Origin of the sequence: Chitinibacter sp. FCG-7 (genome assembly GCF_040047665.1) — a bacterium.
In the GTDB taxonomy this organism is placed as follows: Bacteria; Pseudomonadota; Gammaproteobacteria; order Burkholderiales; family Chitinibacteraceae; genus Chitinibacter; species Chitinibacter mangrovi.
In genome coordinates, this window is record NZ_CP157355.1 from 1,997,524 (window position 1) to 2,012,305 (window position 14,782).

12 protein-coding genes, 2 tRNA genes and 4 rRNA genes are annotated in these 14,782 nt (G+C 51.6%); 11 read left to right on the forward strand and 7 right to left on the reverse strand.

The window, feature by feature from the left end:
- Positions 1–9 precede the first annotated feature (9 nt).
- From ABHF33_RS09485 to ABHF33_RS09495, 3 genes are all read right to left on the reverse strand, one after another.
- On the reverse strand, positions 10–645 hold the full coding sequence (locus tag ABHF33_RS09485; protein WP_348943740.1) for a PilW family protein: 636 nt from the start codon (positions 643–645) through the stop codon (positions 10–12).
- Positions 642–1,265 carry a GspH/FimT family pseudopilin gene (locus ABHF33_RS09490; protein WP_348946627.1) on the reverse strand — a complete coding sequence of 208 codons (624 nt, stop codon included), beginning with the start codon at positions 1,263–1,265 and terminating at the stop codon, positions 642–644. The genes ABHF33_RS09485 and ABHF33_RS09490 overlap by 4 nt, the downstream gene beginning before the upstream one ends.
- A 108-nt stretch (positions 1,266–1,373) precedes the next feature.
- Positions 1,374–2,834: a PLP-dependent aminotransferase family protein gene (locus ABHF33_RS09495; RefSeq protein WP_348943741.1), complete on the reverse strand. Its 1,461-nt coding sequence runs from the start codon at positions 2,832–2,834 to the stop codon at positions 1,374–1,376.
- 180 nt (positions 2,835–3,014) lie between these two features.
- On the opposite strand from ABHF33_RS09495, the gene ABHF33_RS09500 reads away from it, so the two are divergent.
- The 4 genes from ABHF33_RS09500 to ABHF33_RS09515 are packed head-to-tail and all read left to right on the forward strand — an operon-like array spanning position 3,015 to position 5,302.
- Positions 3,015–3,536 carry a GNAT family N-acetyltransferase gene (locus ABHF33_RS09500; RefSeq protein WP_348943742.1) on the forward strand — a complete coding sequence of 174 codons (522 nt, stop codon included), beginning with the start codon at positions 3,015–3,017 and terminating at the stop codon, positions 3,534–3,536.
- 14 nt (positions 3,537–3,550) lie between these two features.
- Positions 3,551–3,988 (forward strand): rhodanese-like domain-containing protein, encoded by a 438-nt coding sequence (locus ABHF33_RS09505; RefSeq protein WP_348943743.1) that lies wholly within the window; start codon positions 3,551–3,553, stop codon positions 3,986–3,988.
- Between the two features lies 1 nt (position 3,989).
- Positions 3,990–4,571 (forward strand): FMN-binding negative transcriptional regulator, encoded by a 582-nt coding sequence (locus ABHF33_RS09510; protein WP_348943744.1) that lies wholly within the window; start codon positions 3,990–3,992, stop codon positions 4,569–4,571.
- 26 nt (positions 4,572–4,597) lie between these two features.
- The gene (locus ABHF33_RS09515) at positions 4,598–5,302 is read left to right on the forward strand and encodes a GNAT family N-acetyltransferase (protein ID WP_348943745.1); all 705 of its coding nucleotides are present in this window, start codon (positions 4,598–4,600) and stop codon (positions 5,300–5,302) included.
- Here the strand turns inward: ABHF33_RS09515 and ABHF33_RS09520 are convergent.
- On the reverse strand, positions 5,299–5,505 hold the full coding sequence (locus ABHF33_RS09520) for a hypothetical protein (protein ID WP_348943746.1): 207 nt from the start codon (positions 5,503–5,505) through the stop codon (positions 5,299–5,301). The genes ABHF33_RS09515 and ABHF33_RS09520 overlap by 4 nt on opposite strands.
- A 293-nt stretch (positions 5,506–5,798) precedes the next feature.
- Here ABHF33_RS09520 and ABHF33_RS09525 point away from each other — a divergent pair.
- From ABHF33_RS09525 to rrf (ABHF33_RS09550), 6 genes are all read left to right on the forward strand, one after another.
- Positions 5,799–7,332, forward strand: a 16S ribosomal RNA gene (locus ABHF33_RS09525).
- A gap of 119 nt (positions 7,333–7,451) precedes the next feature.
- Positions 7,452–7,528, forward strand: a tRNA-Ile gene (locus ABHF33_RS09530).
- A 38-nt stretch (positions 7,529–7,566) separates the two neighbouring features.
- Positions 7,567–7,642, forward strand: a tRNA-Ala gene (locus ABHF33_RS09535).
- A 381-nt stretch (positions 7,643–8,023) separates the two neighbouring features.
- Positions 8,024–10,910, forward strand: a 23S ribosomal RNA gene (locus ABHF33_RS09540).
- A 160-nt stretch (positions 10,911–11,070) separates the two neighbouring features.
- Positions 11,071–11,184, forward strand: a 5S ribosomal RNA gene (gene rrf, locus ABHF33_RS09545).
- A 113-nt stretch (positions 11,185–11,297) separates the two neighbouring features.
- Positions 11,298–11,411 (forward strand): 5S ribosomal RNA (rrf, locus tag ABHF33_RS09550).
- The 16S, 23S and 5S rRNA genes sit together here with 2 tRNA genes alongside, the layout of an rRNA operon.
- Before the next feature lie 109 nt (positions 11,412–11,520).
- Here the strand turns inward: rrf (ABHF33_RS09550) and ubiT are convergent.
- Positions 11,521–11,952 carry a ubiquinone anaerobic biosynthesis accessory factor UbiT gene (ubiT, locus tag ABHF33_RS09555; protein ID WP_348943747.1) on the reverse strand — a complete coding sequence of 144 codons (432 nt, stop codon included), beginning with the start codon at positions 11,950–11,952 and terminating at the stop codon, positions 11,521–11,523.
- Entirely contained in the window at positions 11,949–12,830 is an 882-nt protein-coding gene (locus tag ABHF33_RS09560; protein ID WP_348943748.1) for a U32 family peptidase, read from the reverse strand. The genes ubiT and ABHF33_RS09560 overlap by 4 nt, the downstream gene beginning before the upstream one ends.
- A 267-nt stretch (positions 12,831–13,097) precedes the next feature.
- On the opposite strand from ABHF33_RS09560, the gene ABHF33_RS09565 reads away from it, so the two are divergent.
- A complete protein-coding gene (locus tag ABHF33_RS09565; protein WP_348943749.1) occupies positions 13,098–13,721 on the forward strand; it encodes a hypothetical protein in 624 nt (207 codons plus the stop codon).
- On the opposite strand, the gene ubiU is transcribed toward ABHF33_RS09565, so the two are convergent.
- Positions 13,718–14,725: a ubiquinone anaerobic biosynthesis protein UbiU gene (gene ubiU / locus ABHF33_RS09570; protein WP_348943750.1), complete on the reverse strand. Its 1,008-nt coding sequence runs from the start codon at positions 14,723–14,725 to the stop codon at positions 13,718–13,720. The genes ABHF33_RS09565 and ubiU overlap by 4 nt on opposite strands.
- Positions 14,726–14,782: the final 57 nt, after the last annotated feature.

The following is a 14,782-nucleotide window of genomic DNA, read 5'->3' on the forward strand; positions in this document are numbered from 1 at the left end:
TTTTTGTCCTTAGTCTGCTGCGGTCAATGTATTGATTACACTGACGTTAAACATGTCGACGGCCAGATTGTTGACTTTGATTTTTGTCGAATCAAGGTTACTGAGCGCTGCGTCACTATGCTCATTTTTTGCTTCTGCTTCATAACTCAGATTGAGAGTACCTGCACTATTGGGATATTGGCTGATTGAGAATGAGGTCACCTTGATTCGGGTGCCATCAATTAATGATTCCCAATTGTTTGAGCCGGCCTCATCACTGCATTTGCCAGCCGGGTTGTTGCGCATTTGAATCTGATTATTAATAAATCTGAATCCTGAGACATTCAGGATAGAAGTTGCGCCATTATTATTGTAGTAATTGCTTAAAATGCAGCTTGTACTAAATATGCCGGGTGTTAAGGCATTTAAATCCGGAGCTGCTAATTCAACAGGGGCGAATCCCGATCTTCGTAATTCAGAAATCATCAGGTTTTCAGCAAAACGCATTTCTTTACCAAGGCTAATTTCTCTCAGTGTGTTTTTCTGAGCACCCACGCTGCCATAGAAATAGGCACAGATTGCAGTAAGGAGAGACAAACCGATGCCAATTGAGATCAGTAGTTCGATCAGTGATGTCCCGCGCTGCTGTTTGATGGATCGTTTCATAGACAATCTCCTCCTGTACTAACAGCGGTGTAACGGCCAACTTTCTTTGTTGAGGTACTGTTGGTGCATACTTTGACTCGGCCACTGCTGCCAATCGTGATAAATAGTTCCTGGCCTAGCGATGAACTGAGCGTTAAAGATTTTTTGCCGCTGCCCGTCCATTTGCTATTGTCCAACTCTCTGGGCATGCCATTGATAGGATCAAATTTGAAATCATTGTCAAAAGCTGCTGTGTTGGCTGAAATGTTGCTCCAGTCGCTACTTTCTTTTGTAAACCTGCGTTTACAGCTGCCTTTTGTTGCATTGAGTGGGGTCGTCGAATTGCAGGTACAGCTTGCTGCACCATTTGCATTGCATACCGAGTATTTCCAGCCCGTTTCCAATGTAAAGTAGCTGGCTTCATTGGTGCGAATGGATTCATTGCGCGCTAAAACCAAGTCTGATGAAATGCTTTCTGCTGCTGTAATTATCCGTTCTTGTTCGATCATTTTATTAAAGCTGGGAACTGCCACCGCCAATATGATGGCCATGATGGCAACCGTAATCATGAGTTCAATCAGTGTGAAGCCCGTGGAGTGATATCGCATGATCAGATCTTGGCGAATTAAATGACTTTGCATTCTAACCAAGATTTTTCTTCTTCACTATTTCGCAGGGGTTTTTGTCAGTAAATTGTTGAAATGATGAAGGTATTTTGTCAGCTGTTGGTTGACGAAATGGCATTCGATTTAGGCCGTACGCGGCGCTGAGTTATCGACTATGTTGCCAAGGGTATAGACTTGCAGCCTAATTTCATCATTGCTTAGCGATGAATACCCCATTAGAAATCCCTCGCCTTGCGGCTCACCCAGATAAAATTTGCTCAATGGTCGCATTGGCAGGCCTTGGGCGATCCCAGCGGCTGCCCATTTTGCCTCGCAGCCCGCCGGGCACCAGACGGCAAATTGCAGGCCGCCGCTGGTATTGACCAGCGTGAGCTGCGGGCAATGCTCGGCGAGCTGGGCGATTAGCAAATCGCGGCGACTTTTATAGAGCGTGCGCATCTGGCGCAAATGGCTGGCGAAATGGCCGCCATTGATAAAATCGGCCGTCACCGCCTGCATCAGCTGATTGCTATGGCCGTCAAATGCCGTGCGCGCCAATGTAAACGGCGTAACCAGCTCGGGCGGCAGCACGAGGTAGGCGAGACGCAAAGAGCCAAATAGCACCTTGCTAAATGTCCCCATATAAATCACGCGGCCTTGCGTATCGAGCCCTTGCAGCGAGGGTAGCGGGCGCTGCTCGTATTGAAACTCGCCGTCGTAATCGTCCTCGATAATCCACGCCTTCATCGCCGCAGCCTGCTCCAGCAGCGCCATGCGACGCGTCAGACTCATGGCCATTCCCAAGGGGTATTGGTGTGAAGGTGTTGTGTAGATGAGCTTTGGCACGGGGTACTTGGTGGCAGTATCTTCATCGATTTGCATGCCTTCGGCATCCACCGGAATCGGGCAAATCGCGGCACCGGCACTTTGCATCGCATTGCGCGCGCCCAGATAGCCGGGGTCTTCGAGCCAGACCGTATCGCCCGCGTCGATCAATAATTGTGCCGTGAGCTGGATCGCCTGCTGCGAGCTGCTCAAAATCACAATCTGGCTGGCGTCGCAGACCACATTGCGCGATTGCGCCAGATAGCTGGCAATGGCCGCTCGCAGCTCGGGCAAGCCTTGCGGATCGCCATAACGCATCAGTTTTTCGCCGTCTTTTTTCCAGCGTTGCTGCATCAGCTTGCCCCACAGCTCGCGTGGGAAGGCGCAGCTATCGGGCTGGCCGGTGAAAAAAGACGTTTGCGTGAGTGGATTCACCCCATCTCGGCACGCGCCCATCTCCGCAATCGCCTGCCCGCGTTGTGATAATCCGGCCGCTGCTTTGCGCGGCGCAGCGGTTTGACGCTGAGCGGCAATCGCGACAAAGCTGCCCGCGCCCACTTTGCGTTGCACATAGCCTTCCGACTCCAATCGTGCATACGCTAATTCGACCGTACTGCGCGACAGCTGCAAATCGGCGGCCAGCGTTCGCGTCGCAGGCAGGCGGCTGGCCAGCGTTAAATGGCCATCCAGAATGGCATGGCGCAAAGCGCGGACCAATTGCTCATGCAAGGGCAAATCGGCTTGGGCGTGGCTGGCGAAGAGCGTGGGGAGGGCGGACATTGGTCTGGCCTGCTTGCGTAAATTGGTTTGTAGTTCAAAACCATTATGCCCTTACAGTAGAGGCATGACTAGACGCGCCAATCGGATGTAAATGAGGCGAGATTTTTTACTTAACGCTGCATTTTCCGCTTGAGAGGTTGGCGCGCTCCAGCGTGTTTTTTTTAAAGATGGAGTATTGCCATGCAAATCCGCTTCGCAACGGCCAACGATGCCGACGCCATTGCCCGCCTGCATGTGCAAAGCTGGCAGCAAACGTATCGTGGGACTTTAAGCGATCATTATCTGGACGAGCTGGCTCTGGCGGAGCGCAGCCAGATTTGGCAACGGCGCTTGAGCGCGCCAGCGGCTAATCAGCGGGTGTGGCTGGCGTGTGACGATAAGCTGTTATTGGGGTTTTGCTGCCTGTATTTGGCACAGGATGCGCAATGGGGCTCGTATCTTGATAATTTGCACGTGGCCGCCAACGCACAGGGTTTGGGTATTGGCACGCGATTGATGGCGACTGCCGCTGTCTGTGTGCAGGCGGAGTATATCAAGCAAGGGCTTTATTTATATTGCAATCAGAGCAATACATCCGGGCAGTATTTTTATCGGCAGCGCGGTGGCCAAGTGTGTGGCAGTGAAATCTGGCATGCGCCTGACGGTAGCGCGGTGAAGGCTTGGCGCTATGTGTGGGCTAGTGCAGCTGAATTGATTAAATAATTAGGAGAAAAAACATGAGCGCAGTTTTATCATCCGGGTTGGCGACACCGCAGGCGGCAGAAGCCTTTTTTGCCGAGCAATTAAAATACCGCACTGATCCCGCCGATCTGGCTGCCGATTTGGTCGCGGGCGAGGTCGGCATTGTGGTGCTCGATACCCGCTCGCCAGCGCACTATCAGGCCGCGCATATTCCGGGGGCGATTTCGTTTCCGCATCGCACGATGAATGAGGAAAGCACCCGTGAGCTCGATCGTAGCAAAGTGTATATATGCTATTGCGACGGCATCGGTTGCAATGGTTCAACCTGGGGCGCGTACAAAATGGCTAAGCTGGGCTTTCAGGTCAAAGAGCTAATTGGCGGCATTCACTGGTGGCGGCAGGATGGCTTGGCGGTGGCGACGGGCGATGAGCCGGGGGTATTAACTGAAATTTCAATCCAGTGTGCGTGTTGATATGTATACCCCTAAACATTTTCAGCCGGTTGATCGCCAGAGTGAGTTGCAACTGATGGCTGATTTCCCGTTGGCCACCATTGTGCATGGCGGCACAGCAGGGCTAGAGGCGAATCTGATCCCCTTGTATTCGCATGACGATGGTAGCGAGTTGGGCGTATTGCGTGGGCATGTGGCGCGCGCCAATCCGCTGTGGCAACAGGCGGGCGCTGAGGTGCTGGTGCTGTTTCAATCGCCTAGCCAGTATATTTCTCCCGGTTTTTACCCTAGTAAAGCGCGTGATCCGCGAGTCGTGCCGACGTGGAATTATTCAGCGGTGCAAATTCACGGCCAGTTAAAGCTGATCGAATCGGATGAGGTGCTTTTGCAGTTGCTGACTGAAGTCACGGCACGGCATGAACGACAGCAAACAATGCCTTGGCAGGTCAGCGATGCGCCTGCGCCTTATCTGGAGAAAATGCTGGCGGCGATTGTCGGCATCGAAATTCAGATCCAGCGGCAATCAGGTAAATTTAAACAAAGCCAGAATCAAAGCACTGAAAATCAGGCTGGCGTGCGTGCTGCTTTGGCGGCCAGCGTTTGATGGTTGGCAGATAGGGAAATCGCGATATGTATATTAATGAATTCGGTCAGCCACTGGGGCCAGTCGTCAACAACTGGCAAGGCGCGCGCTTTCCAGCCCCCAAAGTATTAAGCGGCTGGGGCTGTCGTCTTGAGCCGCTGGATGCCGCTGTGCACGCGGCTGATCTCTGGCAGGCATTCAGTGCCGACAGCGGCGCAATGTGGACATACTTTAGTGCAGGCCCCTACGCGAGTTTGGCCGAGTTTCACGCGGAACTGGCAGAACGTGCGCAGCAAGCTGACCCGCAGTATTACACGATCATTGATGCCAGCTCAGGTAGGGCGTTGGGGTTGGCCAGCTACTTGCGGATCATGCCCAGTGGCGGCAGTATCGAGGTGGGCTGGCTGCATTTTTCGCCCGCACTGCAGCGCACCCGATTAGCCACCGCAGCAATGGTGCTGATGATGGAATACGCCTTTGAATTAGGTTATCGCCGCTATGAATGGAAATGCAATGATCTAAATGCACCTTCCAAACGTGCCGCAGAGCGATTGGGTTTTACCTTCGAGGGTATTTTCCGCAATGCCACGGTCAATAAAGGCCGTAGTCGTGATACGGCATGGTTTTCTATTCTGGATAGCGAATGGCCAAAGTTACAAGAGGCATACGAAGCTTGGTTGGACGATGCCAACTTCGATGGCACCGGTCAGCAGAAACGAAAATTAGCCGAATTTATGCCTCAGCACAGCTAAAACTCAGCCCGCGCCAGCGGGCTGAGTGCTTTTCGAATCTGGTTTTGCTCGGTTTGAGTGTTCTGTTTCGTTGTTTCTGCCCACTGCGCGCAATTTTTGCTGGTTTTTCCGCGTTTTGCTGAGCGTTTCGCTGGTGCTGTTGTTTGTCTTTCTGCGCTTTTTGCCAAAATAATTCGATTTTCGTTTCCTTTCCGATCAATCACTTAGCACCTTTGTTGGATTTTCTTCGCCGATAGGTGTTGACGACTTCTAGGGGCGTGGGTATAGTTCGGCCTCTCTGCTGATGACGCAGCGAAACGAAGTAGTCGTTTCTCTGGTTGTTCAGCCCGATCTTTAACAAATTACAGCCGATGAGTGTGAGTGCTTGATTCGTAAGTCAAATCAAGTGCTTGCACTCAATTGAAAAGAAAATTGAAAGACAAATTCTTCGGAATTTATCTCGCAGTTTCTTTGAGTATTGAAGTACAAGCCAAGTAGTACATTTAGCTTAGAGATTAAACGAAAGAGTTTGATCCTGGCTCAGATTGAACGCTGGCGGCATGCTTTACACATGCAAGTCGAACGGCAGCACGGACTTCGGTCTGGTGGCGAGTGGCGAACGGGTGAGTAATACATCGGAACGTACCCAGTAATGGGGGATAACTATCCGAAAGGATAGCTAATACCGCATACGCCCTACGGGGGAAAGAGGGGGATCGCAAGACCTCTTGTTATTGGAGCGGCCGATGGCTGATTAGCTAGTTGGTGAGGTAAAGGCTCACCAAGGCGACGATCAGTAGCGGGTCTTAGAGGACGATCCGCCACACTGGAACTGAGACACGGTCCAGACTCCTACGGGAGGCAGCAGTGGGGAATCTTGGACAATGGGCGCAAGCCTGATCCAGCAATGCCGCGTGCGTGAAGAAGGCCTTCGGGTTGTAAAGCGCTTTTGTCAGGGAGCAAATCCTTGTGGCTAATACCCACCGGGGATGAGAGTACCTGAAGAATAAGGACCGGCTAACTACGTGCCAGCAGCCGCGGTAATACGTAGGGTCCAAGCGTTAATCGGAATTACTGGGCGTAAAGCGTGCGCAGGTGGTTTGTTAAGCACGATGTGAAATCCCCGAGCTCAACTTGGGAATTGCATTGTGAACTGGCTAACTAGAGTACGGCAGAGGGGGGTGGAATTCCACGTGTAGCAGTGAAATGCGTAGAGATGTGGAGGAACACCGATGGCGAAGGCAACCCCCTGGGCTGATACTGACACTCATGCACGAAAGCGTGGGGAGCAAACAGGATTAGATACCCTGGTAGTCCACGCCCTAAACGATGTCAACTAGTTGTTGGGCTTTTCGGAGCTTAGTAACGCAGCTAACGCGTGAAGTTGACCGCCTGGGGAGTACGGTCGCAAGACTAAAACTCAAAGGAATTGACGGGGGCCCGCACAAGCGGTGGATGATGTGGATTAATTCGATGCAACGCGAAAAACCTTACCTGGTCTTGACATGTACGGAATCCTTGAGAGATCGAGGAGTGCCTTCGGGAACCGTAACACAGGTGCTGCATGGCTGTCGTCAGCTCGTGTCGTGAGATGTTGGGTTAAGTCCCGCAACGAGCGCAACCCTTGCCACTAGTTGCTACCATTCAGTTGAGCACTTTAGTGGGACTGCCGGTGACAAACCGGAGGAAGGTGGGGATGACGTCAAGTCCTCATGGCCCTTATGACCAGGGCTTCACACGTCATACAATGGTCGGTACAGAGGGTCGCTAACCCGCGAGGGGGTGCCAATCTCACAAAACCGATCGTAGTCCGGATTGCACTCTGCAACTCGAGTGCATGAAGTCGGAATCGCTAGTAATCGCGGATCAGCATGTCGCGGTGAATACGTTCCCGGGCCTTGTACACACCGCCCGTCACACCATGGGAGTGGGTTTCACCAGAAGTAGGTAGGCTAACCGCAAGGAGGCCGCTTACCACGGTGGGATTCATGACTGGGGTGAAGTCGTAACAAGGTAGCCGTAGGGGAACCTGCGGCTGGATCACCTCCTTTCAAGAGAAAGACCTGCGGGTCAAGTACTCACACTCATCGGCTGTAGATTTTGAAGATACAGAGAAAGTAGCTGAGCAATGAAGCAATTCATTGTTGGGTTACGGACTTGGTTGGAAGCTGGGTCAGTAGCTCAGTCGGTTAGAGCACCGTCTTGATAAGGCGGGGGTCGCTGGTTCGATTCCAGCTTGACCCACCATTGATTCATCAGTGGAAACAGCTTAGTAATGCCAGATTGGGGGATTAGCTCAGTTGGGAGAGCACCTGCTTTGCAAGCAGGGGGTCGTCGGTTCGATCCCGTCATCCTCCACCAATCAAACTGTGAGGTGTTAGGCGTGAAGAGTAAGGTGTAAAACCTGTTCCAAACTAGCTTAAACGAGATATCACAATTGAAGCAATTAACACCGTTAGTTGTTTGAATTCTGATTTCTTAAATCAGCGGCGATTTAATTGGCTGTATCGTTCTTTAACAAAATAGAAGAAGTAATATCTCCTAATTAAACAATGTAGGAGTGAAGTTGGGTTTGAGGTTTACGCCTCACGCCTTACGCCTCACTCCTTACAGTATGAAATTGGGTTGATTGTATCTGCTAGTCGAAAGACTAGCCGTTGAATAGCCTGAGAAACTATTCAACAAGTCGTAAATACCGATACTCTAAACCGAGATCACGGTAAAACGTGTTTGAGGTTATAGGATCAAGCGAATAAGTGCATCTGGTGGATGCCTTGGCGATGATAGGCGACGAAGGACGTGATAGCCTGCGATAAGCGTGGGGGAGCTGGCAAAGTGCTTTGATCCCACGATTTCCGAATGGGGAAACCCGGCCCTTTTGGGTCATCCTTGACTGAATACATAGGTCATGTGAAGCGAACGCGGTGAACTGAAACATCTAAGTAACCGCAGGAAAAGAAATCAACCGAGATTCCCAAAGTAGTGGCGAGCGAAATGGGAAGAGCCTGTACGTGATAGCAGTCGTGTTAATAGAAGGCAATGGAAAGTGCCGCCATAGTGGGTGATAGCCCCGTATATGAAAACACAATTGTGGTACTAAGCGTACGAGAAGTAGGGCGGGACACGAGAAATCCTGTTTGAAGATGGGGGGACCATCCTCCAAGGCTAAATACTCATCATCGACCGATAGTGAACCAGTACCGTGAGGGAAAGGCGAAAAGAACCCCGGGAGGGGAGTGAAATAGAACCTGAAACCGGATGCATACAAACAGTGGGAGCGGACTTGTTCCGTGACTGCGTACCTTTTGTATAATGGGTCAGCGACTTACGTTCAGTAGCAAGCTTAACCAAATAGGGGAGGCGTAGGGAAACCGAGTCCGAATAGGGCGCACAGTTGCTGGGCGTAGACCCGAAACCAAGTGATCTAGCCATGGCCAGGATGAAGGTGCGGTAACACGCACTGGAGGTCCGAACCCACTGACGTTGCAAAGTCAGGGGATGAGCTGTGGCTAGGGGTGAAAGGCTAAACAAACTTGGAAATAGCTGGTTCTCCTCGAAAACTATTTAGGTAGTGCCTCATGTATCACTGACGGGGGTAAAGCACTGTTATGGCTAGGGGGTCATCGCGACTTACCAAACCATGGCAAACTCTGAATACCGTCAAGTGCGAGCATGGGAGACAGTCCTGGGGTGCTAACGTCCTGGGACAAGAGGGAAACAACCCAGACCGCCGTCTAAGGTCCCAAATGATCAATTAAGTGGAAAACGAGGTGGGAAGGCATAGACAGCCAGGATGTTGGCTTAGAAGCAGCCATCATTTAAAGAAAGCGTAATAGCTCACTGGTCGAGTCGTCCTGCGCGGAAGATGTAACGGGGCTCAAATTGATAACCGAAGACGCGGATATGTACCATGTACATATGGTAGAGGAGCGTTCTGTAAGCCTGTGAAGGTGTCTTGAGAAGGATGCTGGAGGTATCAGAAGTGCGAATGCTGACATGAGTAGCGATAAAGGGGGTGAAAAGCCCCCTCACCGAAAACCCCAGGTTTCCTGCGCAACGTTCATCGGCGCAGGGTGAGTCGGCCCCTAAGGCGAGGCAGAAATGCGTAGTCGATGGGAAACAGGTTAATATTCCTGTACTTGGTATTAGTGCGATGTGGGGACGGAGAAGGTTACCTCAGCCAACGGTTGGAAGAGTTGGTTTAAGTGTGTAGGCGTGTGGCTTAGGCAAATCCGGGCTGCTTTAACGCTGAGGCATGATGACGAGTCTACTTGTAGACGAAGTGAGCGATACCCTGCTTCCAAGAAAAGCCACTAAGCTTCAGCTAATATCGAACCGTACCGCAAACCGACACAGGTGGGTAGGATGAGAATTCTAAGGTGCTTGAGAGAACTCGGGAGAAGGAACTCGGCAAATTGACACCGTAACTTCGGGAGAAGGTGTGCCTCTAGTCAGTGAAGGTGTACAACCGGAGCTAAATGAGGCCGCAGAGAAATGAGGGCTGCGACTGTTTATCAAAAACACAGCACTGTGCTAACACGAAAGTGGATGTATACGGTGTGACGCCTGCCCGGTGCTGGAAGATTAAATGATGGGGTGCAAGCTCTTGATTGAAGTCCCAGTAAACGGCGGCCGTAACTATAACGGTCCTAAGGTAGCGAAATTCCTTGTCGGGTAAGTTCCGACCCGCACGAATGGCGTAACGATGGCCCTACTGTCTCCTCCCGAGACTCAGCGAAGTTGAAGTGTTTGTGAAGATGCAATCTCCCCGCTGCTAGACGGAAAGACCCCGTGAACCTTTACTGTAGCTTTGCATTGGACTTTGAAGTGGTTTGTGTAGGATAGGTGGGAGGCTTTGAAGCTGGAACGCTAGTTTCAGTGGAGCCGTCCTTGAAATACCACCCTGACCCCTTTGAGGTTCTAACCTTGGTCCGTTATCCGGATCGGGGACCGTGCATGGTAGGCAGTTTGACTGGGGCGGTCTCCTCCCAAATTGTAACGGAGGAGCTCGAAGGTCGCCTAGGTACGGTCGGACATCGTACTGATAGTGTAATGGCAAAAGGCGGCTTAACTGCGAGACCGACAAGTCGAGCAGGTGCGAAAGCAGGACATAGTGATCCGGTGGTTCTGAATGGAAGGGCCATCGCTCAACGGATAAAAGGTACTCCGGGGATAACAGGCTGATTCCGCCCAAGAGTTCACATCGACGGCGGAGTTTGGCACCTCGATGTCGGCTCATCACATCCTGGGGCTGTAGCCGGTCCCAAGGGTATGGCTGTTCGCCATTTAAAGTGGTACGTGAGCTGGGTTCAAAACGTCGTGAGACAGTTTGGTCCCTATCTGCAGTGGGCGTTGGAAGTTTGAGGGGGGCTGCTCCTAGTACGAGAGGACCGGAGTGGACTGACCTCTGGTGTACCGGTTGTCACGCCAGTGGCATTGCCGGGTAGCTAAGTCGGGAATAGATAAGCGCTGAAAGCATCTAAGCGCGAAACTAGCCTCAAGATGAGACTTCCCTAGGTCTTTAAGACCTCTAAAGGATCGTTCGAGACCAGGACGTTGATAGGTCGGGTGTGGAAGCGCAGTAATGCGTTAAGCTAACCGATACTAATTGCCCGTGAGGCTTGATCCTATAACCTGAGACGCGTTATGCGATGAAGGTGCAATCGACCCGATTGCGAATTGTTGAATAAAGAGATGAACCGGAAGCATGCGAATGCGACTGATGAAAGATTACTTCTTCTATTGATTTCGAGTAGTTGTTTGAAAAAACAGCGACTCACCCAGTTTTGTCTGGTGACCATAGCGAGGTGGTCCCACTCCTTCCCATCCCGAACAGGACAGTGAAACGCCTCAGCGCCGATGATAGTGCGGATTGCCCGTGTGAAAGTAGGTCATTGCCAGACTTCCCTATTCAAGTACCCAGCTCGGTGAGCTGGGTACTTGTTTATTTGTGAAATACCCAGAATTTGGTGTTTTGTGAGCCAGTCCAGCGGACACAAAAGACTTACCAGTTTTGTTTGGTGACCATAGCGAGGTGGTCCCACTCCTTCCCATCCCGAACAGGACAGTGAAACGCCTCAGCGCCGATGATAGTGCGGATTGCCCGTGTGAAAGTAGGTCATTGCCAAACTCCCCATACTGACCCAGCTCGAAGAGCTGGGTCTTTTGCTATCTACGGTATAAAGATGTATGGAAAAAAGCCCAACTCGCTGAGTTGGGCTTTTTGTTTCATGCGAATATTAAATGCCGAATCGCAGGCGGATTGGCTGCGGGATTCTTTCGAATAGCGGTGAGAAATCGGTGGCATCCATCAGGTTTTTCAGCTGTAAACCCAGCTCGGTATCGCCAGCAATGGTCAGGCGGCGTTGGAAAAACAGCGTGTCGGGGTCTTCCTGTCGTCGGGCGATAATCCAGTAATCTGCCAGACTCGCGCCAAAGATCACATCTGGCGTTTGCGTGCTGGTGACAAAGCGCCCGCACTGAAAACTATACGAGAGCCCGCAGCCGATGTCGCTGGCTTGCAGGCGTACCGTACGACCTTCCAGCCAGCCGAAGTCTTCTTCTGGCCACAATTGATGGTGTACCAAGTTCAGCGTCGTCACTACCCCTAAGGCTGGCGGGGCTTCCGGTAGTCTTTGCAAAACACGAATTATGGCTTGGGGGATTTTCATTGCGAGGCTCCCTGCATGGATCGGATACCTGCCTGGCCATGCCAGTAACCATTGACTAGGCCTTCCGGATTGATCTGCGTCCAGTTTGCAGTATTTGCATGGGTATTGATCTGTGAATAATAAGCAGCAATGATTTCAGCTGTATACCCTGCTTGTGGGCTAATGCGCAGATAGTCGATATTGCGTAGTTGTGGCACATCGTTAATCAGCGCATGACAGGCTGCCGATTGGGTTTGAATGCCATTGATGCGTAGGAAATCCTGCCCCTCGCGGGTTTTTAGCAACATGCCATCGGCGTGTTCGATGCATTTAAACTCACACGCATCCTTGCTTAGATCAAAGTGACGGGCAGTGAAGCAGCGGGCTGAAAACGCCAGTGGTAAGCGGCCATGCGCAAAAATCTCGGTTTCAATCGCCACTGTTTTTTCGGCCAGAATTGCAGCTACAGTGTTTGCACTGGCTTCCAATGGGGCTACCCAGCGCGTTGCGCCTGCATTGGCGTGCCAATCGAGCGCCGGGCCGTTGTAGATATTCAAGTGCGGCCCGGCGATGTAGGCGATACCTGCCTCACGGGCGATGCGGATCGCGCCCAAATCATTCGCTTCCAATAAGCCGCCAGCTTGGGCGAGTTTGCGCAGGCTGGAGAGATCAGAGCCTGATTCCAGTACGGCTTGCGAGCTGTAGATAACTTGCTTGCCGCTTTGCGCCAGCTCGGTGCCCAGCGCCAGCCAGTCGGCAGTGCGCAATTCATGCCGCCGTGCGCAGACGACTTCACCTAAATAAATGCTGAGCACTGGCCAATCGGCTGCTTGGGCGTAAAAATCGAGCACCTGTTGTTTGGGCCAGTAATAGAGTAAAGGACCTAGGGTCAATTGCATATTGGTACCAATTGTGTGGGTTTATGGACTTTCTACAACAGTAATATTGGATGCGATTTCTACATGGCGAAGATTCGCCGTTATTTCGGTGGAAAATTAACGATATAAATCAATTGGATATATTTCAGTTTCCTGTGCAATACTCGAAAACCTGCATGTAATTTATGTTGAGTGAACTACGTCACACAAAATCCGCTGCGGCTTGCACTGCTGAAATGTTTTAATTTTGCAAAGCATGTGCTTAAAAAAACAGTAATGAGAAAATAAATGAGTGAAAGTTCATTGCGCGTCCTGGTGTTATTCCCGCATTTACTAGCTTGCTGCGTTGCCTTGGGTGCCATTTTATTGTCCGATGCCAAATTCCTGCTTAAACGCGGTGTACTTAATGATCAGGAACGTGCCGCATTGCATGATTTAAGCCGCGTTGCCTGTATTGCGCTGGGTTTTCTCTGGCTGACGGGTTTGAGCATTATTGCGATTGATTTTGGACATTTTCCTTCCTGGGCCGAATTAGTTAGCAAGCCTAAACTCATCGCCAAATTAACCGTGGTGATTATTTTGAGCATCAATGGTTATTTATTACATCGCTTTGTCCTGCCACATTTTGTGCAGAAAACCGATCTGAATCAGCTAGCGCACCGCCGTATTTATCTGATGCTAATGCTGGGTGCATTATCAGGTGCATCGTGGGTGTTTGCCGCTTTCCTGGGGATTGCCCGTCCTTTGACTGCCATCTTGGGTTACTCCGGTTTTATGGTGACTTATCTGGTGATCGTGCTGGGCGCAATCGCTTCGGCCTCACTGTTTGCCAAACATATCTTTATTCCATCCATTCCTACCAAGCCCGTGCGTCAGGCTCGCTCACGCAAAGGTCAAAGGGCTACCGCTTAGCGCCATGGCCGGCTATAGGCACCCAGTGTTTGCTGGTGGCCTTCTGACACCTTGTCCAGTGCCTGTTGCCACGCGGGCTTGACCGTGTAGCGCGGGTCAGCGGCGGCATCAAGCGCGGCGCGCAATGTTTTGGTGACTTCAGCGGTATAGGCCGGACTGCGCTGGCGGCCTTCCACTTTGATCGCACGCACGCCAATCCGTAATAGCTCTGGCAACACCGATAAGGCGTTCAGGCTGGTCGGTTCTTCCAGTGCATAATAAGTGGCGTCGTTCACTTCAAAACGCCCTTTGCACAGTGTTGGATAACCGGTCGGCTCACCAGCCTCGAAATGATCGATCAATATGCCATTGAGCCGTGTATCCATAGTATTGCCCTGCGGAAGCCATTGCACATGGCTTGCAGGCGAACACACCCCATGGGTATTTGGTGACTCGCCCGTTGCATAGCTCGATAAAATACAGCGCCCTTCGGCCATGACGCATAAGCTACCAAAGCCGAAAACTTCAATCTCAACCGTCGTGTTTTTAATCACGTATTCCACCTGCGGTAGCATCAGCACGCGTGGTAGCACGGCGCGGCGAATGCCAAAATAATCCTGCGCCAGATTCACCGCTTCAAAATTGGTTGCCGAGCCCTGCACCGACAAATGGCGATTGAGCTGCGGATGCACGCGCATTGCATAGTCAAGCAAGCCCAAGTCGGCCAGGATGACCGCATTAGCACCGGCGTCGGCGGCGGCATCAATCGCGGCATGCCATTCTTTGACGCGGCCTGCCTGTGCGTAGGTATTGATCGCCACCAGTACCTCTCGGCCACGCGACTGGGCGTATTCAATGCCGCTGCGGATTTGCGTATCGGTGAAATTGAGCCCGGCAAAATTGCGCGCATTGGTGGCATTTTTAAACCCCAGATACACCGCATCGGCACCGTGATCGACGGCGGCTTTCAGTGCGGGCAGGCTGCCGGCAGGGCAAATCAGTTCAGGCAGTGTGGCAGCGGACATCGCAATATCCCGATTTTCTAGCTGTATGCAGAAAGTGCAGCTTAGAGCCTGCGCGCC